The sequence below is a fragment of the Microbacterium sp. NPDC090281 genome (assembly GCF_044769635.1).
GTDB lineage: Bacteria > Actinomycetota > Actinomycetes > Actinomycetales > Microbacteriaceae > Microbacterium.
Genome location: NZ_JBIVYH010000001.1, coordinates 2,629,735 through 2,653,664 on the forward strand (window position 1 = coordinate 2,629,735; position 23,930 = coordinate 2,653,664).

25 protein-coding genes are annotated in these 23,930 nt (G+C 67.1%); 17 read left to right on the forward strand and 8 right to left on the reverse strand.

Features of this window, described 5'->3' with window-relative positions; translation table 11 throughout:
- The first annotated feature begins 36 nt into the window (after positions 1–36).
- The 6 genes from aceE to ACIQTX_RS12655 all read left to right on the forward strand — a co-directional run bounded on the left by aceE (position 37) and on the right by ACIQTX_RS12655 (position 7,662).
- Positions 37–2,763: a pyruvate dehydrogenase (acetyl-transferring), homodimeric type gene (gene aceE, locus ACIQTX_RS12630; protein ID WP_105525872.1), complete on the forward strand. Its 2,727-nt coding sequence runs from the start codon at positions 37–39 to the stop codon at positions 2,761–2,763.
- 31 nt (positions 2,764–2,794) lie between these two features.
- A complete protein-coding gene (locus ACIQTX_RS12635; protein ID WP_402972493.1) occupies positions 2,795–3,991 on the forward strand; it encodes a PucR family transcriptional regulator in 1,197 nt (398 codons plus the stop codon).
- 99 nt (positions 3,992–4,090) lie between these two features.
- Entirely contained in the window at positions 4,091–5,011 is a 921-nt protein-coding gene (locus ACIQTX_RS12640) for an ACP S-malonyltransferase (RefSeq protein ID WP_402972495.1), read from the forward strand.
- Complete coding sequence (locus ACIQTX_RS12645; RefSeq protein WP_028501721.1) at positions 5,008–6,009, forward strand: beta-ketoacyl-ACP synthase III; 1,002 nt, start codon at positions 5,008–5,010, stop codon at positions 6,007–6,009. The genes ACIQTX_RS12640 and ACIQTX_RS12645 overlap by 4 nt, the downstream gene beginning before the upstream one ends.
- Before the next feature lie 68 nt (positions 6,010–6,077).
- On the forward strand, positions 6,078–6,326 hold the full coding sequence (locus ACIQTX_RS12650) for an acyl carrier protein (RefSeq protein ID WP_017830435.1): 249 nt from the start codon (positions 6,078–6,080) through the stop codon (positions 6,324–6,326).
- 97 nt (positions 6,327–6,423) lie between these two features.
- Complete coding sequence (locus ACIQTX_RS12655; protein ID WP_028501720.1) at positions 6,424–7,662, forward strand: beta-ketoacyl synthase; 1,239 nt, start codon at positions 6,424–6,426, stop codon at positions 7,660–7,662.
- A gap of 80 nt (positions 7,663–7,742) precedes the next feature.
- Here ACIQTX_RS12655 and ACIQTX_RS12660 read toward each other — a convergent pair whose 3' ends face one another.
- Positions 7,743–8,408, reverse strand: coding sequence for a YitT family protein (locus tag ACIQTX_RS12660; RefSeq protein ID WP_402972497.1), 666 nt, complete (start codon positions 8,406–8,408; stop codon positions 7,743–7,745).
- A gap of 95 nt (positions 8,409–8,503) precedes the next feature.
- On the opposite strand from ACIQTX_RS12660, the gene ACIQTX_RS12665 reads away from it, so the two are divergent.
- Positions 8,504–9,907 (forward strand): PLP-dependent aminotransferase family protein, encoded by a 1,404-nt coding sequence (locus tag ACIQTX_RS12665; protein WP_402972499.1) that lies wholly within the window; start codon positions 8,504–8,506, stop codon positions 9,905–9,907.
- Positions 9,908–10,045: 138 nt separating this feature from the next.
- On the opposite strand, the gene ACIQTX_RS12670 is transcribed toward ACIQTX_RS12665, so the two are convergent.
- Together ACIQTX_RS12670 and ACIQTX_RS12675 are read right to left on the reverse strand one after the other, a co-directional pair.
- Positions 10,046–10,549: a DUF3145 domain-containing protein gene (locus ACIQTX_RS12670; RefSeq protein ID WP_028501717.1), complete on the reverse strand. Its 504-nt coding sequence runs from the start codon at positions 10,547–10,549 to the stop codon at positions 10,046–10,048.
- Between the two features lie 185 nt (positions 10,550–10,734).
- Positions 10,735–11,508, reverse strand: a complete 774-nt coding sequence (locus ACIQTX_RS12675; protein ID WP_028501716.1) for a hypothetical protein — start codon at positions 11,506–11,508, stop codon at positions 10,735–10,737.
- A gap of 177 nt (positions 11,509–11,685) precedes the next feature.
- On the opposite strand from ACIQTX_RS12675, the gene ACIQTX_RS12680 reads away from it, so the two are divergent.
- The 3 genes from ACIQTX_RS12680 to ACIQTX_RS12690 are packed head-to-tail and all read left to right on the forward strand — an operon-like array spanning position 11,686 to position 15,275.
- Positions 11,686–13,689: a DUF262 domain-containing protein gene (locus ACIQTX_RS12680; protein WP_402972502.1), complete on the forward strand. Its 2,004-nt coding sequence runs from the start codon at positions 11,686–11,688 to the stop codon at positions 13,687–13,689.
- On the forward strand, positions 13,686–14,939 hold the full coding sequence (locus ACIQTX_RS12685; RefSeq protein WP_402972504.1) for an alpha/beta fold hydrolase: 1,254 nt from the start codon (positions 13,686–13,688) through the stop codon (positions 14,937–14,939). Before ACIQTX_RS12680 ends, ACIQTX_RS12685 begins: the two co-directional genes overlap by 4 nt.
- Before the next feature lie 54 nt (positions 14,940–14,993).
- Positions 14,994–15,275: a hypothetical protein gene (locus ACIQTX_RS12690; protein ID WP_028501713.1), complete on the forward strand. Its 282-nt coding sequence runs from the start codon at positions 14,994–14,996 to the stop codon at positions 15,273–15,275.
- Positions 15,276–15,368: 93 nt separating this feature from the next.
- On the opposite strand, the gene ACIQTX_RS12695 is transcribed toward ACIQTX_RS12690, so the two are convergent.
- The 3 genes from ACIQTX_RS12695 to glgA form a co-directional block, all read right to left on the reverse strand.
- The gene (locus ACIQTX_RS12695) at positions 15,369–15,626 is read right to left on the reverse strand and encodes a type B 50S ribosomal protein L31 (RefSeq protein WP_028501712.1); all 258 of its coding nucleotides are present in this window, start codon (positions 15,624–15,626) and stop codon (positions 15,369–15,371) included.
- Positions 15,627–15,717: 91 nt separating this feature from the next.
- Entirely contained in the window at positions 15,718–16,503 is a 786-nt protein-coding gene (locus ACIQTX_RS12700; RefSeq protein ID WP_028501711.1) for an ABC transporter ATP-binding protein, read from the reverse strand.
- Positions 16,504–16,520: 17 nt separating this feature from the next.
- Positions 16,521–17,705, reverse strand: coding sequence for a glycogen synthase (gene glgA / locus ACIQTX_RS12705; RefSeq protein WP_402972507.1), 1,185 nt, complete (start codon positions 17,703–17,705; stop codon positions 16,521–16,523).
- Between the two features lie 46 nt (positions 17,706–17,751).
- Between glgA and glgC the strand changes: the two genes are divergently transcribed.
- The 3 genes from glgC to ACIQTX_RS12720 are packed head-to-tail and all read left to right on the forward strand — an operon-like array spanning position 17,752 to position 20,420.
- Positions 17,752–18,993, forward strand: coding sequence for a glucose-1-phosphate adenylyltransferase (gene glgC / locus ACIQTX_RS12710; RefSeq protein ID WP_017830423.1), 1,242 nt, complete (start codon positions 17,752–17,754; stop codon positions 18,991–18,993).
- A gap of 49 nt (positions 18,994–19,042) precedes the next feature.
- A complete protein-coding gene (gene serB / locus ACIQTX_RS12715) occupies positions 19,043–19,678 on the forward strand; it encodes a phosphoserine phosphatase SerB (RefSeq protein ID WP_402972509.1) in 636 nt (211 codons plus the stop codon).
- A 46-nt stretch (positions 19,679–19,724) separates the two neighbouring features.
- Complete coding sequence (locus ACIQTX_RS12720; protein ID WP_402972511.1) at positions 19,725–20,420, forward strand: alpha/beta fold hydrolase; 696 nt, start codon at positions 19,725–19,727, stop codon at positions 20,418–20,420.
- Between the two features lie 16 nt (positions 20,421–20,436).
- On the opposite strand, the gene ACIQTX_RS12725 is transcribed toward ACIQTX_RS12720, so the two are convergent.
- The gene (locus tag ACIQTX_RS12725) at positions 20,437–21,147 is read right to left on the reverse strand and encodes a beta-ketoacyl-ACP reductase (protein ID WP_105525860.1); all 711 of its coding nucleotides are present in this window, start codon (positions 21,145–21,147) and stop codon (positions 20,437–20,439) included.
- Positions 21,148–21,289: 142 nt separating this feature from the next.
- On the opposite strand from ACIQTX_RS12725, the gene ACIQTX_RS12730 reads away from it, so the two are divergent.
- From ACIQTX_RS12730 to ACIQTX_RS12745, 4 genes are read left to right on the forward strand one after another with little or no spacing between them, the layout of a single operon-like run.
- Entirely contained in the window at positions 21,290–21,913 is a 624-nt protein-coding gene (locus tag ACIQTX_RS12730; protein WP_181156704.1) for a DUF4190 domain-containing protein, read from the forward strand.
- A gap of 54 nt (positions 21,914–21,967) precedes the next feature.
- Complete coding sequence (locus tag ACIQTX_RS12735; RefSeq protein WP_402972513.1) at positions 21,968–22,315, forward strand: DUF3099 domain-containing protein; 348 nt, start codon at positions 21,968–21,970, stop codon at positions 22,313–22,315.
- On the forward strand, positions 22,312–22,506 hold the full coding sequence (locus tag ACIQTX_RS12740; RefSeq protein WP_028501704.1) for a hypothetical protein: 195 nt from the start codon (positions 22,312–22,314) through the stop codon (positions 22,504–22,506). The genes ACIQTX_RS12735 and ACIQTX_RS12740 overlap by 4 nt, the downstream gene beginning before the upstream one ends.
- Complete coding sequence (locus ACIQTX_RS12745) at positions 22,503–23,315, forward strand: SURF1 family protein (protein ID WP_402972516.1); 813 nt, start codon at positions 22,503–22,505, stop codon at positions 23,313–23,315. The genes ACIQTX_RS12740 and ACIQTX_RS12745 overlap by 4 nt, the downstream gene beginning before the upstream one ends.
- A gap of 36 nt (positions 23,316–23,351) precedes the next feature.
- Here the strand turns inward: ACIQTX_RS12745 and ACIQTX_RS12750 are convergent, their stop codons facing one another.
- On the reverse strand, positions 23,352–23,927 hold the full coding sequence (locus ACIQTX_RS12750; RefSeq protein WP_402972518.1) for a pyridoxamine 5'-phosphate oxidase family protein: 576 nt from the start codon (positions 23,925–23,927) through the stop codon (positions 23,352–23,354).
- Between the last annotated feature and the right edge of the window lie 3 nt (positions 23,928–23,930).

A 23,930-nucleotide genomic window follows, 5' to 3' on the forward strand; every position in this document is an offset into this window, starting at 1 on the left:
TGGCATGACCTGCCAGCTTGACGAAAGGCTCCACCCGTGACCGTTCACGATCAGGATCCATACTCCCAGGGCCCCCAGGACAGTGATCCGGAAGAGACCGGCGAGTGGCAGCAGTCGCTCGATGAGCTGGTGGATGCGAAGGGCCACGGCCGTGGTCGCGAGATCATGCTCAGCCTGCTGAAGCGCTCCAAGGAGCTGCACCTCGGTGTGCCCATGGTCCCCACCACGGACTACATCAACACCATCGCGAGCGAGAACGAGCCGGAGTTCCCCGGTGACGAAGAGGTCGAGCGCCGCTACCGCGCCTGGATCCGTTGGAACGCAGCGATCACGGTGCACCGCGCACAGCGCCCCGGCATCGGCGTCGGCGGCCACATCTCGACCTACGCGTCGTCTGCCGCGCTCTACGAAGTCGGCTTCAACCACTTCTTCAAGGGTGCCGACAACCCCGGCGGCGGAGACCAGATCTTCGTCCAGGGTCACGCCTCCCCCGGTACCTACGCACGCTCCTTCCTCGAGGGACGCCTGAGCGAGGACCAGCTCGACGGCTTCCGTCAGGAGAAGTCGCACGGCCCGAACGGCATCCCCTCCTACCCGCACCCGCGTCTCATGCCGGAGTACTGGCAGTTCCCGACGGTGTCGATGGGCCTCGGTCCGATCAACGCGATCTACCAGGCGATGTCGAACAAGTACCTCGAGAACCGTGGCATCAAGGACACCTCCGCATCGCATGTCTGGGCCTTCCTGGGCGACGGCGAGATGGACGAGGTCGAGAGCCGCGGCCAGCTGCAGGTCGCAGCGAACGAGGGCCTCGACAACCTCACGTTCGTCGTGAACTGCAACCTGCAGCGCCTCGACGGTCCGGTTCGCGGCAACGGCAAGATCGTGCAGGAGCTCGAATCGTTCTTCCGCGGTGCCGGCTGGAACGTCATCAAGGTCGTCTGGGGTCGCGAGTGGGATGACCTGCTCGCCCGCGACACCGAGGGCGCGCTGCTCAACCTGATGAACGTCACCCCCGACGGTGACTACCAGACCTACAAGGCCGAGTCCGGTGCCTACGTTCGCGAGCACTTCTTCGGTCGCGACGAGCGCACCGCCGCTCTCGTCAAGGACATGTCCGACGACGACATCTGGAACCTCAAGCGGGGTGGCCACGACTACCGCAAGGTCTACGCCGCGTTCAAGGCCGCGACCGAGCACAAGGGCAAGCCCACCGTCATCCTGGCGAAGACCGTCAAGGGCTACGGTCTCGGTCCTCAGTTCGAGGGCCGCAACGCGACCCACCAGATGAAGAAGATGACGCTGGACAACCTCAAGACGTTCCGCGACGCCATGCACATCCCGATCACGGATGCGCAGCTCGAGGAGAACCCGTACCTGCCCCCGTACTACAACCCGGGACCCCAGGACGAGACGATCCAGTACATGCTCGAGCGCCGTCAGGCCCTCGGCGGCCACCTGCCCGAGCGCCGTTCGACGCACGTCGGACTCTCGCTGCCGGATGACACGGCATACGCCCTGCCCAAGAAGGGCTCGGGCACGCAGGAGATCGCCACCACGATGGCGTTCGTCCGACTGCTGAAGGACCTGCTCCGCTCGAAGGACTTCGGTCACCGCATCGTGCCGATCATCCCCGACGAGGCGCGCACCTTCGGCATGGACGCGTACTTCCCGACGGCGAAGATCTACAACCCGAACGGCCAGCACTACACCTCGGTCGACCGCGAACTCCTCCTCGCCTACAAGGAGAGCCCGCAGGGTCAGATCATGCACGTCGGCATCAACGAGGCCGGCGCCCTCGCGGCGTTCACCGCCACCGGCACCTCGTACGCCACGCACGGCGAACCGCTCATCCCGATCTACCTCTTCTACTCGATGTTCGGGTTCCAGCGCACGGGTGACGCCCAGTGGGCGGCCGGTGACCAGATGGCGCGCGGCTTCATCATGGGCGCCACCGCCGGTCGCACGACGTTGACCGGTGAGGGTCTGCAGCACGCCGACGGACACTCACACCTGCTCGCCGCGACCAACCCCGCGACGGTCTCGTACGACCCCGCCTACGGCTACGAGATCGCACACATCGTGCGGTCCGGCCTGGAGCGCATGTACGGCGGCAACCACGAGGACCCGAACGTGATGTACTACATCACGCTCTACAACGAGCCCATCGTGATGCCCGCCGAGCCGGAGAACGTGGACGTTGACGGCATCGTGCGCGGCATCCACCGCATCTCGGTCGGCGAGGGCGAGGGTCCCCGCGCCCAGCTCTTCGCATCGGGTGTCGGACTCCCCTGGGCCCTCGAGGCGCAGGAGCTGCTGAAGAACGACTGGGGCGTGATCGCCGACGTGTGGTCGGTCACCTCGTGGACCGAGCTGCGCCGCGACGGCCTCGCCGCCGACGAGCACAACTTCCTGCACCCGGAGGAGGAGCCCCACACGGCCTACCTCACCCAGAAGCTGCAGGGCGCAGAGGGCCCGGTCGTCGCCGTCAGCGACTTCATGCACGCCGTGCAGGACCAGATCCGTCCGTGGGTTCCGAACCGCTTCGCCACACTCGGTGCTGACGGCTTCGGCTTCTCCGACACACGTGCCGCTGCACGTCGCTTCTTCAAGATCGACGGACCGTCGATCGTCGTCCGCACCCTGCAGTCGCTCGCCGAAGACGGCGTCGTCGACCGCTCGCTCGCGGCGCAGGCCATCCAGAAGTATCGACTGCACGACGTGAACGCCGGGACCAGCGGCAACGCGGGCGGCGAAAGCTGAGCCCTCGGTGACAGGTTCTTCTCCTTCCGGCATGGACAAGGCCGCGACGCTCACCTGGCTGCGCCGGATCTCCGGTGACATCGCCTCGGTGACCATCAAGCGCCTGGAGGACACCCTCCCGTGGTACGCCGACATGCCACCAGCCCGCCGCTCTGCGGTCGGGCTGGTGGCTCAGGCCGGCATCACGTCGTTCATCCAGTGGTACGAAGACCCCACCTCCACGCCATGGATCGCGGCCGACATCTTCGCCGCGGCTCCGCGTGAACTGCTGCGCAGCGTCAGCCTCCAGCAGACCCTGCAACTCATCCGCGTCACCGTCGAGGTCACCGAGGAGCGCGTCGCGGGTCGAGGAAACGATCTCCGCGAGGCGATCCTGCTCTACTCGCGCGATGTCGCATTCGCAGCGGCCGATGTGTATGCCAGGGCCGCCGAGGCCCGTGGCCTCTGGGACGCGCGCCTGGAAGCACTCGTCGTCGATTCCATCCTCACCGGCGAAGCCGACGAGGAGCTTCCGAGCCGGATCGCCGCGCTCGGTTGGCACGGTCACGGTGAGGTCGCCGTTCTCGTCGGAACCACGCCAGCGCAGTTCGACGTCGACCTGGTCCGCCGCACTGCCAGGAAGCTCGCCGTCGATGTCCTCATCGGCGTCCAGGGCTCCCGCCTCGTGCTCGTGCTCGGACGTGCACGCGTCGAAGGCCAGGAGGGCGAAGGAGAAGAACTCGGCTTCCAGGAGATCGCCACCCGCCTCGAACCGTCGTTCGGCCCGGGATATGTCGTGCTCGGCCCAGCCGTGGCCGCCCTCGTCGACGCGAGCCAGAGCGCACGCGCCGCGCTCGCGGGTTTCGCGGTCGCCCGCGCCTGGCGCGGAGCCCCTCGTCCCGTGGAAGCCGACGACCTGCTCCCGGAGCGGGCACTCGCCGGAGACCCGCTCGCCAAGCACACGCTGATCGAACGCATCTTCCGCCCGCTGCAGGCACATTCCACCGATCTGGTCACCACGCTCTGGAGCTACCTCGACAACGGGCGCTCACTCGAGGCGACCGCCCGCGAGCTGTTCGTGCACCCGAACACCGTGCGCTACCGGCTCAAGCGCGTGAGCGAGGTCATCGGCTGGGACGCCACCGGGCCCCGCGAGGCGCTCATCCTGCAGACCGCCCTGGTCCTCGGTTCCATCGGAGCCGGGGAGCAATCGCGTCGACGCCCGCCACTCCGACGCCCGCAGCGCTGAGCACATTCAGCCTGCCTCTGTGCGCCACACACAAGGGTTTCTCGCAATCTTGTGATGGATCATCCACCACTTAGCGGGAATCGTTGGCAGACTGGGTTGGTGATTGTCGTCGTATGCCCAGGTCAGGGCTCGCAGACCCCCGGATTCCTCGCCCCTTGGCTCGAGCTCGACGGTGTGGCCGAGCGCCTCGCCGCGTACTCCGACGCTGCGGAGGTCGATCTTCGCCAACACGGCACGGTCTCGGACGCCGACACGATCCGCGACACGCGCATCGCGCAGCCGCTGATCGTCGCCGCTTCCCTGATCGCCGGTGATGCTCTCGTGGAGCGGGCCGGGCGTCGTGCGGACGGGATCGCCGGGCACTCCGTCGGCGAGATCGCCGCTCTCGTGGGCAGCGGCGCGATCGATGCCGACACCGGTATGCGTCTGGTCGGCATCCGCGGCCGTGCGATGGCCGATGCGGCAGCGCAGGAGCAGACCGGCATGAGCGCCGTCCTCGGCGGCGATGAGGAAACCCTTCTCGCCCGTCTCGCCGAGCTCGACCTCTTCCCCGCCAACTACAACGGTGGCGGACAGATCGTCGTCGCCGGCGCCCTCCCCGCCCTCGCCGCTCTCGCCGAAGAGCCCGTCAAGGGCACCCGCGTCATCCCACTCCAGGTGGCCGGTGCATTCCATACCCGGTACATGGCCGCAGCTGTCGCCGCGCTCCGAGACGCCGTCGCGGATGTCACCCCTGCGGACCCCGACATCACGCTGTGGACCAACCGCGACGGCTCTGCCGTCACGGACGGCGGGCAGGCGCTCAACTATCTCGTCGACCAGGTCTCCTCCCCCGTGCGCTGGGACCTCTGCATGCAGTCCTTCGCCGACGCGGGTGTCACCGGAGTGATCGAACTCGCCCCGGCCGGCGCACTGGTCGGACTCGCCAAGCGCGGCCTGCGCGGCGTGCCCACGGTCGCCGTGAAGACCCCAGAAGACCTCGACGCAGCCGTCGCGCTGCTGAACGGAGTAGCCGCATGAGCGTCACCCTCGCCCAGCTCACCGGTCCCGCGTACACGCGCATCTACTCGTACGGCGCCGCCCGTGGCGAGAATGCGGTGCCCAACGAAGACCTGATCGGCCCGATCGACTCCAGTGATGAGTGGATCCGTCAGCGCACCGGCATCATCACCCGTGCCCGTGCCGACAAGGGCACCGACGCGATCGACCTCGCGACGACGGCGGCCGCGGAGGCCATCGAGAAGTCCGGCGTCCCGGCAGACCAGGTCGACCTGGTGATCGTCGCGACCATCAGCAACCCCAAGCAGACACCGTCGGTCTCGGCCATCGTCGCCGACCGCGTCGGCGCGAACCCCGCAGCGGCCTACGACATCAACGCCGCATGCGCCGGATACGCCTACGCGATCGCCCAGGCAGACGCGCTGATCAAAGCCGGCGCCGCTCGATACGCCCTCGTGATCGGCACGGAGAAGCTGTCCGATGTCGTCGACCCGACCGACCGCAGCATCTCGTTCCTCCTCGGCGACGGTGCTGGCGCCGCGCTGATCGGCCCGAGCGACACTCCCGGTATCGCTCCGGCCGTGTGGGGCTCCGACGGCTCGAAGGCCGATGCAGTGGGCATGAACGGCACGCTCACCGACTTCCGCGACGGCGTCGTGCCGTGGCCGACTCTGCGCCAGGAAGGCCAGACGGTCTTCCGCTGGGCGGTATGGGAGATGGCCAAGGTCGCACGCGAGGCACTCGACAAGGCCGGCGTCGAGCCGACGGACATCGCCGCGTTCATCCCGCACCAGGCCAACATGCGCATCATCGACGAGTTCGCCAAGCAGCTGAAGCTGCCGGAGACCACCGTGATCGCCCGCGACATCGAGACCACCGGCAACACCTCTGCTGCCTCGATCCCGCTCGCCAGCCACCGTCTGATGGCTGAGCACCCCGAGCTCTCCGGCGGACTCGCGCTGCAGATCGGGTTCGGTGCGGGACTCGTGTTCGCCGCACAGGTCGTCGTCCTTCCCTGAGAATGCGCTGACTTTCCCTAGACTGTTCCACGGTTCCGAAAACAACCCGCAAGAAAGAGGAAGACCACATGGCTTTCACCAACGATGAGGTCCTCGCTGGCCTCGCAGAACTCATCACCGACGAGACCGGCATCAACGCCTCCGAGGTCGCCCTGGAGAAGTCGTTCACCGACGACCTCGACATCGACTCGATCTCGATGATGACGATCGTCGTCAACGCCGAGGAGAAGTTCGGCGTCACCATTCCCGACGACGAGGTCAAGAACCTGAAGACCGTCGGCGACGCCGTCAGCTTCATCGTCGCGGGCCAGGAGTAATCCCGGCAGGATGCCACCCCCGCACCTCGCGGGGAGTGGCATCCTCCGACCTGCCCTCTCACCCGTTCGACTTCGTTTCGACAAGGAACCACACCCCATGACCAAGCGCATCGTCGTCACCGGCATCGGCGCCACGTCCGCCATCGGCGGCACGGCCCCCGAGAACTGGACGAACCTGCTGGCCGGCATGTCCGGTACCCGCTCCCTCGAACACGACTGGGTCAAGCAGTACGAGCTTCCCGTCACCTTCGCCGCTGAGGCGATCGTCCGTCCCGAAGAGGTTCTTCCACGCCACGAGGCGAAGCGACTCGATCCCTCGTCGCAGTTCGCGCTGATCGCCGCGCGCGAGGCGTGGGCTGACGCAGGATCCCCCGAGGTCGCCCCTGAGCGCCTGGGAATCGACTTCGCGACCGGCATCGGCGGTCTCTGGACCCTCCTCGACGCCTGGGACACTCTCCGCGAGAAGGGCCCCCGCCGGGTCATGCCGCTCACGGTCCCGATGCTCATGCCGAATGCCGCCGCTGGAAACCTGTCGCTGCAGTTCCACGCGCGCGCCTACGCGCAGACAGTCGTCAGCGCGTGCGCCTCGAGCACCGAGTCGATCATCCACGCCTTCCACCACCTTCAGGAGGGTCTCGCCGACGTCGTGATCGCCGGAGGAACCGAGTCGGCGATCCACCCGATCACGATGGCTTCCTTCGCCTCCGCGCAGGCGCTGTCGCGACGCAACGACGACCCGGCCCACGCCTCCCGCCCCGGCGCGATCGACCGTGACGGATTCGTCATGGGCGAGGGAGCTGCCGTGTTGATCCTCGAGACCGAGGAGCATGCCAAGGCCCGCGGCGCCAAGATCTACGGGTACGTCCTCGGCGGCGGCGTCACGGCCGACGCGTACCACATCACCGGCAACGACCCCGAGGGCAACGGCGCCGCCCGCGCGGTCACTCTGGCGCTCGACGAGGCCGGTGTCACCGCTGATCAGATCACGCACATCAACGCGCACGCGACGTCGACTCCGGTCGGCGACCCCAACGAGTACGTCGCGCTCAAGAAGGTCTTCGGCGACCGGATCGATGAGATCCCGGTGTCCGCGACGAAGGCATCGACGGGGCACCTGCTCGGCGGAACCGGCGCTCTCGAGGCGATCTTCTCGCTCCTCGCGCTCCGCGATCGTGTCGCTCCACCGACGATCAACATGACCGAGCCTGACCCGGCTGTGCCGTTCAATCTCTCCGGCGAGGCCGCGCCTCTCGGGGACGGTCCGCAGATCGCGATCAGCAACTCCTTCGGTTTCGGCGGGCACAACGCCGTCCTGGTGGTCGCCAGCGCAGACTGACGTCTGCACCGATCGACGAAGAGAGGCCCTCGGGATTCCGAGGGCCTCTCTTCGTATCCGCAAGGGGATCAGCGGGAGCGTCAGGCGGTGCGCAGCGACCCGAGCTGCCGTGAGCGCGCTTCTCGGGCCCGCGTGATTCGCGGCAGGAACCATCCGATGAGCGGGCCTACACCGAACGCGAAGAGCACTGTACCCACACCCACCGGGCCGCCCAGCAGGAAGCCGATGAGCAGCACGCTTCCCTCGATCAGGGTGCGGACGAGCCACACGGCCCATCCGGTGCGGCGAACCAACCCGGTCATGAGGCCGTCGCGGGGGCCGGGACCGAAGTCGGCCGCGATGTAGAGCCCGGTCGCGAAGGCCAGCAGCAGGAGCCCGAAGATGAACATCGGGGCTCCGATCCAGACTGAAGCGGGATTCGGGATCAGGAGGAGTGCGAGATCGGCGCTCGGCCCGACCAGGAGCGCGTTCAGCACCGTGCCAAGACCCACACGCTGACGCAGCGGAATCCACAGCAGCAGCACGACGACCGAGATGATCACGGTCATGACGCCGTATCCAAGGCCCGACTGCGCGGCGAGACCGAGTGCCAGCACGTCCCACGGAGCTACGCCGATGCCGCCACGCACCATGAAACCGAGCGCAACGCCGTAGAGGAAGAGACCAAGAACCAGCTGTCCCAGCCGCTCGACGAGGTCGCGCCGACTGGTGGCGGTGACGGGGAGGAACATGGCACGCAGGAGCATTCTTCCACTCTGGCCGCCGGAACCCTCTCCAGGGCGAGTCCACTGCGCGTAAAGTGGCCCGCCCAGAACAGGCCACTTTGCGCCATGCTGGAAGTATGGGATCACGACTCGTCGAACAGCTCGGAGCGCACAACGTCGCCGGCGCAGCGGCGACTGCCCTGGCGGAGCAGATCCGGGCGCTGATCCTCGACGGCAGGCTCACGGTCGGCGAGCGACTGCCCAGCGAACGATCCCTCGCCCTCGAACTGCGCCGATCCCGTTCGACCATCACCCGCGCCTACGGACTGCTGGAATCCGACGGGTACGTCTCCCGCCTGCACGGCGGAAGCACGCGCGTGACCCTTCCGAACGGACACACCGCCCCGGGAGGGGATGCCGGCGACGACGCGATCGATCTATCCATCGCTTCGATGGACTCGACGCCCGGACTGTACGACGCGACGGTGCGCTCCCTCCCCCGTCTCGCCGCGCTGCGAGGCACGAGCGGCTATTCACTCCAGGGCCTCCCCGAGCTCAGGGAAGCCGTCGCCCGGCGCTTCAGCGAGCGCGGCGCGCCCACCTCCGCCGACGAGATCATCATCACCTCGGGGGCACTGAACGCGGTGAATCTGATCCTCACCGCGATCGGACGACGCGGCGAGCGGGCCCTGGTCGAGCAGCCGACCTTCCCGCATGCCCTCGAAGCCCTGCACCGCCACGGATACCGGTTGGTGCCCACGCCCGTCGATGTCGAGGGGTGGGACATCCGGCATCTCAATGAGACGCTGCTCGGCGCGCGCCCGCATGTGGCCTATCTGATCCCCGATTTCCACAACCCCACCGGCGCGACCCTGCCCGACGAGGAGCGGTCGCGCGTCGTGACGACCGCGCGCAACGTGGGCACGCACCTCATCGTCGACGAGACGACAGCAGAACTCGACATCGACCGCGGATGGTCGCCGTCGCCGATGGCCGCGAGCGGACCGAACGTCATCACCGTCGGCTCGATGTCGAAGATCGCGTGGGGCGGGATGCGTATCGGCTGGATCCGCGCTGAGCGTTCGATCATCGCCCGGCTGCTCGCCGTCCGGCCCTCGTTCGAACTCGGAACCGCCCTGCTCGAGCAGTGCATCGCCATCGAACTGCTCGCCGACATGCCCGCCCTCACCGCCCATGTCGGCCGGCGCCTCCATGCAGGGCGAACCGCAGTCGAGGAGGGCATCAGGCAGATCCCGGGCTTCCGGATGCCGCAGACACCGGGAGGGCTCTCCGCCTGGGTGGACATCGGCGCACCGCTTTCGACGTCACTCTCGCTCGCCGCACGCGAGCAGGGTCTCATCCTGCCGCCCGGTCCCCGCTTCACGACGGGCGGCGTACTCGAACGCCGACTGCGCATCCCCATCACTCTCCCGCCCGACCGCACGGCAGAGGCGATGCAGCGGCTCTCCCTCGCCTGGGCGGACGTACGCGGAGGCAGCGCATCCCCCTCCGAGGAGCTCCAGCACGCCGCGGTGATCTGACCCGACGACGAGGACCCCGCCTCGTTCCCGGGGCGGGGTCCTCGTCGTGCGGAGCGGGGATACGTCTTCTCAGCGTCCGGGATCACTCACCGGCATCCGATACTCACGCCTCCCCCGCTCCCGGTCTGTGATGTCGGGCTAGCCGACCTTGTGGAGCCAGACGACTCTGGCGTCGTCGCTGGCGTGGCGGAACGGTTCGAGCTCTTCGTCCCAGGCGGAGCCGAGCGCGATGTCGAGTTCGCGCTGCAGTTCGACCGCGCTTCCTGCCGCGATCTCCATGGCGTAGCGAATCCGATCCTCGCCGATGACGATGTTGCCGGCAGCGTCAGTCTGGGCATAGTGGATGCCGAGATCGGGTGTGTGCAGCCAGCGACCGCCGTCACTTCGAGGTGTCGGGTCCTCGGTCACCTCGAAGCGGAGGTGCTCCCATCCGCGGATGGACGTCGCGAGGGCAGCGCCGGTACCGACGGGGCCGTCCCAGTAGAACTCCGCGCGTCGCGCACCGTTGAGTACGGGCTGCTCGGTCCAGTCGAAGTTCACTGCACGCCCGATAGCGCGACCCACCGCCCATTCGAGGTGCGGGCAGAGCGCGCGAGGCGCAGAGTGGATGAACACCACTCCGCGTGCGTAAGCCGTCGCCATGATCTCTCCGTTTCATCAGGTGCGTCTTCCCCAACGACCTGAACCACGAAGTGGCGAGAATATGCGGTTGTGCGCCCATTCTCGCCGAGTTCCCCGGAAATCACAAGCATGTCATTCATGACGAAGGCCCCGGTCACGGAGACCGGGGCCTTCGGACCGGAAACCGGTCGTGAGTCTGACGAGGGTCAGGCCTCGCTCATGGCCTGCTTGACCTGCTGGCCCTTCGCGGCATAGTAGGCGGCGCGAGCGGCGTCCTTCCGCGCCTGCTCTGCATAGCCGAGCTCGAGCGTCTCCTGGTCGACCTCGTAGTTGGGCACGTCATCGGTGCCGTTGTACTTCTCGATGTAGGCGTCGAGCTCCGGACCCGAGGTCCACGACGTGATGAGGCAGTAACGCGGCTCGGTGCCGTTGTGCGTCGCGGCGTGCCACAGGCGCTGGGTGTCGACGATGAGCTGGGCGCCGGCCGGAAGAGCGATGCGGTACTCGATGCTCGGGTCGGTGCGGTTCTCGCGCAGGACGAAGTAGCTGTCCTTGTCGTCCGTCAGGTTGAAGAAGCCGCGGACGACCCAACCGGTCCCGTCCGGGTTCAGACGGTTGTTGTCGTCCTGGTGGAGGTTGTAGAGGCATTCACCGTAGGGGGTGGGCTGCAGCTCGATGACGCGGCAGCGCCCGACATTGGCACCCGGCTCCTGTGCACGACGCGTCAGGTTCGGGGCCTTCTCGGTCTGCGAGTCGATCCAGACGCCGTCCTTGTCGGTGCGCGGCGGCTTGTGGTTCCAGAACCCGTTGCACTCGATGTCACCGAAGGCACTGGCGAGAGGCGCGAAGCGGGTGTCACCCGACGACTTCCAGTCGTTGTACTCGATGTCGAGCCATTCCTTGGGGTCGAGCTCCTGGTTGTAGCTGTCGAGGACGACGAATCCCTTTTCCTCGAGGGCAGCGGACTTGATGTAACCCATGATCGAGTCATGTTCCTTTCATCGGGGGCCAGCACGTTTTAACAGGCCCTGATAAGGCAAGCCTAACAGCGACTCCCGCGAGCCCTTCGGAGGTCGGCCGTGCATAACCGAATAGACTGATCGGGGCGCCCCGGCGAGGCCTCGGCACCCGTCGAATCGGGAGGACCAGACACCAGCATGAGCACCGCGACCAACGTCGAGGCGACAGCAGTCAACACGATCGAGTGGCTCGCGGCGGGCACGAAGACCATCGTCGTCCCGGTATACCAACGGCAGTATCGCTGGGACATCGGGGGCTGCGAACGGCTTCTCTCCGACATCCGTTCCGTGGCGCGCGAAGACGACGCCCACCGTCACTTCATCGGTTCGATCCTCTCCGCGGAAGACGGCGCATCCGCCGATTCCGATCTGATCCTCATCGATGGCCAGCAGCGCATCACCACTCTCATGCTCCTCGTCGCCGCGCTGCATCACGCGGTCCGCGACACCGATCCGATTCTGGCCACAGCCCTCGAACGTGTGCTGGTGCGCTCCGACGCTCCGGGCAGTACGAAGCTGCGCCCCCATGCTGCCTGGGCCGACCTGTACGAATCCGTGGTGCTCGATCGCCGCGACGACGCAGACCGTGAATCGCGCTTCGACGACAACTACGCCTTCTTCCGCAGCCAGATCCACGTCGACGAGGTACCGGCCATCTGGCGCGGGCTGCAGAAGCTCGAACACGTGTCGATCACCCTCGGCGCCCAGGCGAATGCGCAGCAGATCTTCGAGAGTCTGAACTCGACGGGTGAGCCGCTGCGCGACCACGAACTCATCCACAACTACATCCTGATGGGTCTGAGCCACGCCGAGCAGGTCGATGTCGAGGCCCGTTTCTGGGTGCCGATCGAACATCACACCGGCGAGGCCATCGGCGCGTTCTGGCGGCACTACCTCGTGCTCGTCACCGGCCGTGAGGTCGCGGCCAACGGCGAACACGGCGTCTACAGCGCGTTCCGGCAGTCATTCCCCCGTGTCGACGTCGCCCACCTACAGGCCGATGCCACGCAGTGGCGGCACTACGCCGAGATCTACGGGGTCCTCCTCGACCCGTCCCGCGAGCAGGATCCCGAGATCGCTCGGCAGCTCCGCCACATCAACACGTTCGGACGCTCCTCCTATCCGCTCGTGATGAGCGCCTACAGCGATCACACCCGCGGCATCATCGACCGTTCCGAGCTCATCGAGACCCTGGAGTGGCTGCAGGCCCTGTTCCTCCGCCGCGCTCTGGTGAATCTGCCGGCGGAGAGACTCGTCGCGAGGCTCTGCCGTGCACGTCGCGACGGTCGCGATGCGCTCGCACGCGCGTTCGCGCGCATCACCCCCTCCGACGAACGCGTGAGCGCGGTCCTGAAGTACAGCGAACTCCCCCACCCCGCCTACGTCCTGGGACGGCTGGAGGGCGTCGACGACCTCGACTCCTTCGACATCGAGCACATCGTCCCGACCGCGCCGGGCGACTCTTGGTCGGGCGACGGAGAGCGAACCTGGATCGATTACTCCGAGGATGAGCAGAACAGCCATCGTGCCCTTGCCCCGACCCTCGGCAACCTGACTCTGCTCGAGCAGGGTCTCACCGAACGGGTGTTCGGCGCCCCGTTCCCCGTGAAGCGCACGGAGGCGTACCCACGCAGCTCGGTGCCGGCGACGCGCGACCTCACCGACGTCGACTCCTGGAACACGGCGGCCATCACACGGCGCACGATCGCCCTCACGGCCGAGCTGATCCGCATCTGGGCGCGGCCCGCCTTGCCGGAGATCGACGACGACGGCCTGACGCCGATCCTGGATGCGGTGCGACGCCGCGGATGGCCGACCGGGTGGGAGCGAGAGTTCGACTACGTCGAGTACCGCGGTGAGCGCTGGGAGGTTCCCGACGTCAAGTACCTGTTCAACCGGGTATTCCGCCGTGCGTGGACCGACAACAGGACCGCTGCTCTGGCCTACTGCGCCGCCCACGGCGGCCCGATCTACCAGGACATGGCCTGGAAGGGCCAGTGGGACGAGCTCGGCGAGGGCCACTTCCTCTACATGGGCTGGGATTCCAATTACATGATGACCGCTGTGCAGGGTGTGCTCGAGGAGTCGGGCATCGCCTCGGAGGTCTTCGTCAAGTACTCCTACATCGGAAATGTGATGTGAACATGAGCACCGTCGTCCGCAAACTGCAGGATCTCACCGTCGAAGAGCACACGCTCACCGTCCCCCTGGTGTGGGGAGACCCCTCCGACCACCGCACGATCGACATCTTCGCGCGCGTGGTCGCCCGCGAGGGCGGTGAAGCGCTCCCCTATCTGGTGTTCCTGCAGGGCGGACCGGGGCACGAGGCTCCGCGTCCGTTCCACTCGTCGAGTTCCCCTGCCTGGCTCGACGAAGCGCTCGCCCACTACCGTCTGGTGCTTCTCGATCAGCGCGGTACCGGACGCTCGACACCGGTCGGTGACCAGGACCTCGATCGCGGCGCCGCAGCCGTGGCCGAGCACCTCACCCACCTGCGCGCCGATGCGATCGTGCGTGACTGCGAGGCCGTGCGCGAGCACCTGGGCGCCACGACCTGGAGCGTGCTGGGGCAGTCGTTCGGCGGCTTCACGACCCTGGCGTACCTCTCCACCGACGCCGACTCCCTCGAAGACGTCTTCATCACAGGCGGTCTCAGTGCGGTCGGACGCCACCCCGATGATGTGTACGCGCTCTGCTACGACAAGATGCGCGATTCCTCGGAGCGCTACTACCGACGCTTCCCCGAGCACCGCGACGTCATGCGACGGCTCGTCGAGCTGGCGGATGCCGGAGACATCGTCCTTCCAGACGGAGAGGTCGTCTCGCGGTCGCGGCTGCGATCGATGGGCTCGGCCCTCGGCACGAACGACGGCTGGCAGGCCGTGTGGTCCCTCCTCGAGCGCGATCCGTCCTCCAACGCCTTCCGATACGACCTGATGCACGCCATGCCCTACGACGGCCGCAACCCGCTGTACTTCGCGTTCCACGAGTCGAGCTACGCCGACGGCCACGCCACCCGGTGGTCGGCCGAACGCACAGAGCCCGCAGACTTCCGCGACGACCCGACACTGTTCACGGGCGAGCACATCCGCCGTGAGTGGACCGAGACGGTGCCCGCGTTCCAGCCGTGGCGCGATGTCACGCTCGAACTCGCCGAGTTCGAGTGGCCTCAGATCTACGATGCCGCAGCTATCGCCGCGTCCGGGGCGACTGGTGCGGCCGCGGTCTACGTCAATGACGTCTACGTGCCCTACGAGTTCTCTCTCGAGACCGCGAAGCTGATCCCGGGCGTGCAGCTCTGGCAGACGAGCGAGCACGAGCACAACGGCCTGCGCTCGGGACCGGTGCTATCGCATCTGATCGACCTCGCGCACGGTCGTCGCATCCGCTGACATCTCCGCCTCGAGGAGGATGCCCTCGTCCCACCCGCCGCCTACGCTGGACCCATGGAACAGGGTGTGGGCGTGATCATCACGGTCGGAGTACTGCTGCTCCTGGTCTCCGTCGTGATCGTCATGATCGCCTTCGGATTCTCGAAGGTACCCATCGAGAAGAAGTACGAGACCAGCGGCGGCGGGCTCGGCGGCGCGTTCGATGCCGTCTGGTCGCCGACTGCGCACGAAGCGGGGATGGAGCGCGACCGCCAGACGCAGCGGACCGCCCCGGCGCCGTCGCCGGGCGATCCCCCGGACGCGATCGACGACGGCCGGATCCGACTCGACATCTGAGGGCTCGGAACACGGCCGGATGTGAAGCGCACGTCTGAGAATGAAAGAAGGCCCCACGCTCCGAGGAGCATGGGGCCTTCTTCATGGCAGTCGTTACTTGGACGAGCCGCCGAAGCCCTTGAAGCGCTGGTTGAACTTCTCGACGCGGCCGGCCGAGTCCATGATGCGCTGCTTACCCGTGTAGAACGGGTGCGAAGCCGACGAGATCTCGACGTCGATGACGGGGTACTCGACGCCGTCCAACTCGATGGTCTTGTCGCCGGTCACGGTCGAGCGGGTGAGGAACGTCTCGCCCGAGCCGAGGTCGCGGAACACGACAGCCTTGTACTCGGGGTGAATGTCAGTCTTCATGGGATTCCTTAGTTGCTGCCCTGGATTGTGCCAGGGACGAGGGAAGTCTGCGGTGCAGAGAGCACCAAGGGTCAATTCTATCAGACGCAGATCATGATGCTGCGCGGGCGGCGTAGCGGCCGTCTTCGCTGCTGAGCACGATCGGCATGCCGAACGTGTCGGTGAGCGCCTCGGCTGTGAGCGTCTCGGCGATCGGGCCCGCCGCGACGACGGCACCGTCACGGATCAGCATGACGTGGGTGAACCCCACGGGGATCTCTTCGACGTGGTGCGTGACCATCAGCATGGCGGGGGTGGTCGGCGAGGATGCGTATCCGCTGAGCAGCGCGAGGAGCTCTTCGCGAGAGCCGAGATCGAGCGAGGCCGTCGGCTCGTCGAGCAGCAGGAGTTCCGGGTCGGTCATCACCGCTCGCGCGATCTGCACGCGCTTCTGCTCGCCGTCGCTGAGTGTGCCGAAAGTGCGCTCAGCCAGGTGGTCGAGGCGCCAGTCGCCGAGCACCCGAAGTGCACGGCGCTCGTCGATGTCTTCGTAGTTCTCGTTCCAGCGGCCCAGCACGGAATAAGCGGCGGTGAGCACGGTGTTGAGGACCGTCTCATCACGAGGCACACGCTTGGCCATCGCCGACGAGGCGAAGCCGATGCGCGGACGCACCTCGAACACGTCGGTGCGACCGAGGGTCTCCCCCAGTACCGTCACCGTTCCCGCCGTCGGGTGCATGAGCGTGTCGGCCAGCTGCAGAAGCGTGGTCTTGCCCGCACCGTTCGGGCCGAGGATCACCCATCGCTGGTCGTCATCGACCTCCCACGTCACGTGATCGATGATGTTGCGCCCCTCACGGCGCACGACGACGTCGGTGAATTCCAGAGCGCTCGGCATGCATCAAGCCTATCGGCTCAGGCGGTGAGCTCCGCGTAGAGCGCGCGCGTCGTCTCCGCGATCGCCGCCCAGCTGAAGTCATCGCGCGCCCGCTCGCGTCCGGCCTCGCCGTAAGCGCGTGCCCGCTCCGGATCCATCGCCACTTCAGTGAGCACGGCCGCGAGGTCGGCCACGTAGCGCTCCGGATCCACGGGCGTGCCGGTGCCGTCCTGCAGCTGCTCGATCGGCACGAGTCGACCGGTGACACCGTCGGCGACTACCTCGGGGATTCCACCCGTGGCCGTTCCCACCACGGCTGCGCCACACGCCATCGCCTCGAGGTTCACGATTCCGAGCGGTTCGTAGATGGACGGGCAGACGAACGTCGTCGCCGCCGTGAGGATCGCCGACAGCTCGTCGCGCGGCAGCATCCGCTCCACCCAGATGACGCCGTCGCGCGTCTGTTGGAGCAGCCGGACACCCTCCTGGACCTCCGCCATGATCTCCGGCGTGTCCGGAGCGCCGGCGCACAGCACGAGCTGCACCTCCGGCGGCAGGAGTCGGGCGGCCTGCAGCAGATACGGCAGGCCCTTCTGCCTCGTGATGCGCCCGACGAACACGACAGAGGGTCGTGCGGGATCCAGCCCGATCGATTCCAGGAATGCCGCATCCTTCACCGGACGCCACCGCTCGACAGCGATCCCGTTGTGGATCACGCGCACCTTCGCAGGGTCGACCTGGGGGTAGCTGCGCAGGATGTCGGCACGCATCCCGGCACTCACGGCGATCACCGCTGCGGCATTCTCGTAGGCGAGCCGCTCGATACCGCTGGAGATGGCGTATCCACCGCCGAGCTGCTCCGCCTTCCACGGTCGGAGGGGCTCGAGGCTGTGCGCCGTCAGTACATGCGGGATGCCATGCAGCTGCGAAGCGAGGTGCCCGGCGAAGTTCGCGTACCAGGTGTGGCTGTGCACGAGGTCGGCACCCGCGATCGCGGACACGATCTCGAGATCAGTGCCCAGCGTCTGCAGCGCGGCATTCGCGCCGGCGAGTTCCACGGGTGCGCGGTACGCGAACGTATCCGTCTCCTCACGCGGAGCCCCGAACGCGCGGACCCGCACTTGGATGTGCTCCCTGAGGGCTGCGACGAGCTCGGCGACGTGCACGCCGGCACCGCCGTACACCTCCGGCGGATACTCCTTCGTGATCATTTCAACTCGCATGTCTGAACGCTAGTACAGCGAGGAGGAAGGCATCTATGGTGGAGCCATGTCCGCTCCAAAGAAGGTCTTCGGGATCATCCTCGCCGGCGGCGAGGGCAAGCGCCTCATGCCTCTCACGGCCGACAGAGCGAAACCCGCAGTGCCGTTCGGCGGACAGTACAGACTCATCGATTTCGCGATCTCCAACCTCATCAACTCCGGCCTCCGGCAGATCGTGGTGCTGACGCAGTACAAGTCCCACAGCCTCGACCGGCACATCTCGCAGACCTGGCGGATGTCGGCCCTCCTCGACTCCTACGTGACCTCGGTCCCCGCGCAGCAGCGACTCGGCAAGCGATGGTTCTCCGGATCAGCCGACGCGATCCTGCAGAGCATGAACCTGATCAACGACGAGAAGCCCGACATCGTCGTGGTCATCGGCGCCGATCACGTGTACCGGATGGACTTCCGGCAGATGCTCGAGGCGCACATCGAGTCGGGCGCGAAGGCGACCGTAGCCGGCATCCGTCAGCCGCTCGCGCTCGCGTCGCAGTTCGGCGTCATCGACGCCGACGCGGAATCGGGGCGGATCAAGCAGTTCCTGGAGAAGCCGACCGATATCGCAGGTCTCGAAGACTCCCCGCACGAAGTGCTCGCGTCGATGGGCAACTACATCTTCGACGCGGACGCGCTGATCGCCGCAGTCGAGGCCGACGGAGAATCGCCGGTGTCCGGGCACGACATGGGCGGCGACATCGTTCCCTACTTCGTCGAGCGCGGCGAGGCCGGCTACTACGACATGAAGCAGAACGAGGTGCCTGGGTCGTCTCCTCGCGACCGCTCCTACTGGCGCGACGTCGGGACGATCGACTCGTTCTACGACGCGCACCGCGACCTGATCTCGACGCTGCCGATCTTCAACCTCTACAACATGGAGTGGCCTATCCACTCGCAGGCGGTCAACTCCCCTCCGGCGAAGTTCGTCCGCGACTCGGTCGGTCGGATCGGCAACGCGATCGATTCGATCGTCTCGCTCGGGTCCGTGCTGTCCGGCACCCACTTGGAACGCAGCGTGGTGGGTCCGTGGACTCTCGCCGGTGGCGGCTCGACCATCACGGACTCCGTGGTGTTCGACCACGTGCATGTCGGTCAGGGAGCGCGCATCCATCGGGCGATCCTCGACAAGAACGTGGTGCTGGCCGATGGAGCGACCGTCGGCGTGGACCGCGAACGCGACCTGGCCCGTGGTTTCACCGTCACTGAATCCGGCATCACCGTCGTAGGCAAGGGCGTCTTCATCGAACGCTGAAGACGTCACGCAGCGCATCGACCGCTCGGGCGCTCGCTAGGCTCGACGGGTGACCACCGCGCGATTCCTCGTCGTCCTCGATGCCGATTCCACCCTCATCCGCAACGAGGTGATCGAGCTGCTCGCCGACGAGGCCGGTCGCCGCGCCGAGGTGCAGGCGGCCACCGAAGCTGCGATGCGTGGTGAGGTCGACTTCGCGGCGAGTCTGCGCTCCCGAGTCGCCGCCCTCGAAGGCGTGCCCGTCTCTGCGTTCGATCGAGTGCGTGCGCGGATCGAGCCGACACCCGGCGTGCGCGAACTCACGGCGGCCGTCCACGACCGCGGTGGTGTGGTTGGCGTCGTCTCCGGCGGCTTCCACGAGATCCTCGACGACGTCGCACCCGCTCTCGGTGTCGATCGCTGGCGAGCGAACCGTCTCTCGACTGCTGACGGGTTCCTCTCCGGACGAGTCGACGGCGACATCGTGGATGGAGCCGCGAAGGCGTCTTCGCTCCAGCGATGGGCAGAGGAACTCCGTGTCGCACCCCACGCGACCATCGCGATCGGCGACGGCGCGAACGACCTGCAGATGATGGCGGTCGCGGGCCTCGGGCTCGCTTTCAATGCGAAGCCCGCGGTGCGCGAGGCGGCCAGTCTCGTGATCGGTCCGCAAGACCTGTCTGAGGTCATCGCGCTGCTGCCGTAGGCGTATCCCCATGGAGAACGTCCGTGCCGGCCGCTAGCGTCTGCTCATGGACATCATCCTCATACCGGGACTCTGGCTCGATGCCTCCAGCTGGGACGACGTGACGCCGGCGCTCGAACAGGCTGGCCATCGCGTGCACGCCCTCACGCTCCCCGGCCTCGACGAACCGGCGTCGACCTCTTCCGAGATCGGCATCGCGCAATGGATCGCGGCCGCCGTGACAACCGTCGACGCGGTGCCGGGCGACGTCGTGGTGGTCGGTCACAGCGGCGGGGGGAACGTCGCCTGGGGCGTCGCCGACGCACGCCCCGATCACGTGAGCCGGGTCGTCTTCGTCGATACCGTTCCGCCGCCGCCCGGGAGCGGGATCAGCGAGTTCGAGATCGTCGACGGGGTCGTGCCCTTCCCCGGCTGGGGCTTCTTCCCCGACGAAGACGTGAGCGATCTCGACGATGCCACGCGGGCACGCACGGAGCCGCATACTCGCAGCGTTCCTGCGCGAGTGCCGACCGACGGCATCGCACTCGACAACCCGGCCCGATATCGGGTACCCGTAACCCTGCTGATGGGCGACCTCGACCAGCCCGCGTTCGAAGCGATGATCGATCAGTGGGGGTCCTACGCCGACGAGTACCGGGCAATCGACGATGCTGAGGTCATCAGAATCGGCTCCGGCCACTGGCCGCAGTTCTCCGTCCCGGAAAGACTGGGCGAGCTCCTCAACTCCGCGATCGCTCGCTGAAAGTCGAGAGCCGGGGTCAGTGCCCCATCCCGAGGCCGCCGTCGACCGGGATGACCGCACCCGAGATGTAGCCGGCGTCGTCGCCTGCGAGCCAGGTGACCACACCTGCGACCTCATCGGGCGTGGCGAATCGTGCCGCGGGGATGCTCGCCTTGTACTGCTTCTGTGTCTCCTCGGGGAGCTCCGCCGTCATGTCGGTCTCGATGAATCCTGGAGCCACGACGTTGGCCGTGATCCCACGGGCTCCGAGCTCACGGGTGATCGAACGGGCGAATCCCACGAGAGCGCTCTTGGATGCCGAGTAGTTCGCCTGGCCCGCGGAGCCGTAGAGACCCACGACGCTCGAGATCAGGATGATGCGCCCGAAGCGCGCGCGCAGCATGCCCTTCGATGCGCGCTTGACGACGCGGAACGTACCGCCCAGGTTCGTGGCGACCACGCTGTCGAAGTCGTCTTCACTCATGCGCATGAGGAGCGTGTCCTTCGTGATCCCGGCGTTCGCGACGACGATCTCGACCGGTCCGAGCTGCTGTTCCACCTCGGTGAACGCGGCATCGAGCGCCACGGCATCCGTCACATCCGCGCGAACCGTCAGCGTGCCTTCGGGGCCCTCACCGCTGCGAGCAGTGACCGCCACTCGGTAGCCATCGCGTACGAATCGCTCCGCGATCGCGCGGCCGATGCCGCGGTTTCCGCCGGTGACGAGGACGACGCGGTCAGCACTCATTGGGGGTACTCCTGATCTGGGCCGGTGGCCTGGGGTTTCCGAGCCGTCATCGATCCTACCGACGATGCCCGGGCCGGCTGGCTTCCTGCGTTTGACAGACTCGAACGCTGCTGAAAGCCTGAGCGAGACGAAAGGCTGCATCGTGAGCGAAAACCAGGTTCCTCCCTCAGGTGACGCGTCGCCGCTCACGCCGCCACCGCCGCCACCTCCTGCAACGCAGGCTGCCGCACCCGCGCTTGCGGCCTACCCAGTGCCGCCCGGCCCGCAGCCTACTCAGAGCTATCCCGGCGCACCGCCCACCTACGCTCAGCCAGGTCAGCCGGCCTATGGGCTCCCGCCTGCCGCTGCACCGCAGCCCGGCTATGCCCCGCCGCCGGCGCACCCGGGTTACGGCACGCCACCAGCACAGTACGGCACGCCACCAGCACAGTCCGGCTACGCGCCATACGCCGCACCGGGCTACCCTTCGACGACGCCGCGCCCCACGAGCGGACTCGCCATCACCGCCTTGGTGTGCGGTATCGCCGGAATCGTCCTGTTCTGGGCGATCATCCCCGTGCTGGCATCGATAACCGCCGTCATCACCGGTCACATGGCGCTCGGCCAGACCAAGCGCGACCCGGCGCTCGGCGGCCGGGGCATGGCGATCGCCGGCCTGATCCTCGGCTATCTGGTGGTCGCGGTCGGCGCCTTCGTGCTCGTCAGCACCATCATCAGCTTCCTGTTCGTCGGCGCGTTCAGTCTTCCGTACCTCTTCTCGAGCTGACCGCCACCGAACGGGCACGCCGGGAGGTCCGCACCGGCGTAGGCTTGAGGCATCGTGAAGAACGCGCGTGAAGTCCCGGCCGTCACCTCACTGCCGCGGTCTCCGCGGGATGAGGCAGACCATCGTGTGCGCCGCTATGTCCTGACGATGTCGATCCGCGTCGTGTGCTTCGCTCTCATGGTGCTGGTGCAGCCTTACGGGTGGTACACCTGGGTCTTCGGGATCTCGGCTGCCGTGCTGCCGTACATCGCCGTCGTCTTCGCGAACGCGGGGAGTGACAGCACCGACACCACCGCGGAGTCCCCGGTGCAGGAACTCGATGCCCCGAGGCCGGCTCCGATCGAAGGCGACACGACCGCACCTCCGGTGTTCACGATTCACGAAGGCCCGAAAGACGCATGACAGATCATGAATGCTCGCGTGCCGGCTGCCGGAGCGCGGCTACCAAGCAGGTGGTGTGGCGCAATCCCCGCATCCATGCCGCCGATCGCGAGAAGATCTGGCTGGCCTGCGATGAACACGTCGACTTCCTCCACGACTACCTCGCGGCTCGTGACTTCCCCGTGAGCGTGCGCGACGGTGTTCCCGCATGAGCCGACGATGGACCCGATGGGCTGTCTATGTGCTCATCGCGATCGGCTTCGCGGTCGCGTGCGTCTTCCTCTCGAACTGGCAGTTCGAGAGGAACGAGACCCGCGCGGCGCAGATCGAGCTCGTGGAGCAGAACTACGACGCCACCCCCGTGCCGCTCGCGGACCTCATCGGCGATGACGGCGTCCTCGATCCGGGCGACGAGTGGCACCCGGTGCTTCTGCAGGGCGAGTACCTGGCCGACCAGCAGCTCCTGGTGAGGAACCGTCCTCATGGCGGAACGAGCGCGTTCGAGGTACTGGTTCCGTTCCGCGATGTCGATGGACGTGTGTTCATCGTCGATCGCGGCTGGGTTCCGCCCGGTGATGGCGATGCCCCGGACGCGGTTCCGGCGCCGCCGAAGGGCGAGGTCGAGGTGACCGTGCGGTTGCGTCCCGGTGAGCAGGTTCCGGCTTCAGGTCGTGGCGCACCGGAGGGACAGGTGCCGACCATCAACCTGCCCACGATTGCGAAGCTGATCGAGGGCGATGTGATCACCGGCGCCTACGGGCGCATCATCAGCGAAGTTCCGGCGGGGTCAGGCACGCTGGGCGGCTTCGACTCCCCCACCGATGACCCGGGTCCGCACCTCTCCTACGCGATCCAGTGGATCCTGTTCGCCCTGATGGGTTTCATCTTCATCGGATACATCATCCGCACCGAGATCGTGAAGCACCGCGAAGAGGTCGAGGGCATTCCTGCCCCGGTGAAGAAGTCCCGACGCAAAGACCACGACGCCGATGTCGAGGATGAGCTGCTCGACGTGCGCTGAACGCCTCCGCGGATCACCGTCCCGCTTCGGCCCCGATCACGACTCCGCGCGACTCCAGCCGTCGTCCGCGCGCTCGAAGACGATCCGTGCGTGGTTCCGGTCAGACGCGCCCTGCCAGAACTCGACCCGCGCGGCGACGATCCGCCAGAGCACCCAATCCCCCGGAGCGATCCCTGCACGTGCGTCTGCGGACCGGGCCGCGAGGTCGGCAGCGCTCTCCTCGGCAGACGCCTCCTCGACACGGCCGCGGATTCGAACTGCGCGCATGACGGGCTGCCACCAGAAGTTCAGCGCTGCCGCGGGGTTCGCTGCGAGCTGGGCGGCTTTGCGCGAAGAACGTGCTCCGGCGAATGCCCATCCACGCTCATCGACGTCTTTGAGGATCAACATGCGGGCATCCGGCATGCCGTCGACGTCGAACGTCGCCAGAGTCGCCGCCTGCGGCTCGGGGACGCCTGCGGCTACCGCCGCTCGGATCCACTCGAGGAAGAGCGGAACCGGGCCATCCGGAACCCCTGCGGAGCCGAATGGTGGTGCCGTCCCCGTGAGCGAAGGTTGGGCACGCAGCCACCCGCTGATCTCTGACGGGAGGGGAGCCTGCTCGGTCGTCATGTT

Coding starts and splice junctions, on each gene's coding strand:
- ACIQTX_RS12635 (WP_402972493.1), top strand. CDS start 2,795: ATGGACAAGGCCGCGACGCTCACCTGGCTGCGCCGGATCTCCGGTGAC.
- ACIQTX_RS12645 (WP_028501721.1), top strand. CDS start 5,008: ATGAGCGTCACCCTCGCCCAGCTCACCGGTCCCGCGTACACGCGCATC.
- ACIQTX_RS12650 (WP_017830435.1), top strand. CDS start 6,078: ATGGCTTTCACCAACGATGAGGTCCTCGCTGGCCTCGCAGAACTCATC.
- ACIQTX_RS12655 (WP_028501720.1), top strand. CDS start 6,424: ATGACCAAGCGCATCGTCGTCACCGGCATCGGCGCCACGTCCGCCATC.
- ACIQTX_RS12660 (WP_402972497.1), bottom strand. CDS start 8,408: ATGCTCCTGCGTGCCATGTTCCTCCCCGTCACCGCCACCAGTCGGCGC.
- ACIQTX_RS12665 (WP_402972499.1), top strand. CDS start 8,504: ATGGGATCACGACTCGTCGAACAGCTCGGAGCGCACAACGTCGCCGGC.
- ACIQTX_RS12670 (WP_028501717.1), bottom strand. CDS start 10,549: ATGGCGACGGCTTACGCACGCGGAGTGGTGTTCATCCACTCTGCGCCT.
- ACIQTX_RS12675 (WP_028501716.1), bottom strand. CDS start 11,508: ATGGGTTACATCAAGTCCGCTGCCCTCGAGGAAAAGGGATTCGTCGTC.
- ACIQTX_RS12680 (WP_402972502.1), top strand. CDS start 11,686: ATGAGCACCGCGACCAACGTCGAGGCGACAGCAGTCAACACGATCGAG.
- ACIQTX_RS12690 (WP_028501713.1), top strand. CDS start 14,994: ATGGAACAGGGTGTGGGCGTGATCATCACGGTCGGAGTACTGCTGCTC.
- ACIQTX_RS12695 (WP_028501712.1), bottom strand. CDS start 15,626: ATGAAGACTGACATTCACCCCGAGTACAAGGCTGTCGTGTTCCGCGAC.
- ACIQTX_RS12700 (WP_028501711.1), bottom strand. CDS start 16,503: ATGCCGAGCGCTCTGGAATTCACCGACGTCGTCGTGCGCCGTGAGGGG.
- glgA (WP_402972507.1), bottom strand. CDS start 17,705: ATGCGAGTTGAAATGATCACGAAGGAGTATCCGCCGGAGGTGTACGGC.
- glgC (WP_017830423.1), top strand. CDS start 17,752: ATGTCCGCTCCAAAGAAGGTCTTCGGGATCATCCTCGCCGGCGGCGAG.
- ACIQTX_RS12720 (WP_402972511.1), top strand. CDS start 19,725: ATGGACATCATCCTCATACCGGGACTCTGGCTCGATGCCTCCAGCTGG.
- ACIQTX_RS12725 (WP_105525860.1), bottom strand. CDS start 21,147: ATGAGTGCTGACCGCGTCGTCCTCGTCACCGGCGGAAACCGCGGCATC.
- ACIQTX_RS12740 (WP_028501704.1), top strand. CDS start 22,312: ATGACAGATCATGAATGCTCGCGTGCCGGCTGCCGGAGCGCGGCTACC.
- ACIQTX_RS12745 (WP_402972516.1), top strand. CDS start 22,503: ATGAGCCGACGATGGACCCGATGGGCTGTCTATGTGCTCATCGCGATC.
- ACIQTX_RS12750 (WP_402972518.1), bottom strand. CDS start 23,927: ATGACGACCGAGCAGGCTCCCCTCCCGTCAGAGATCAGCGGGTGGCTG.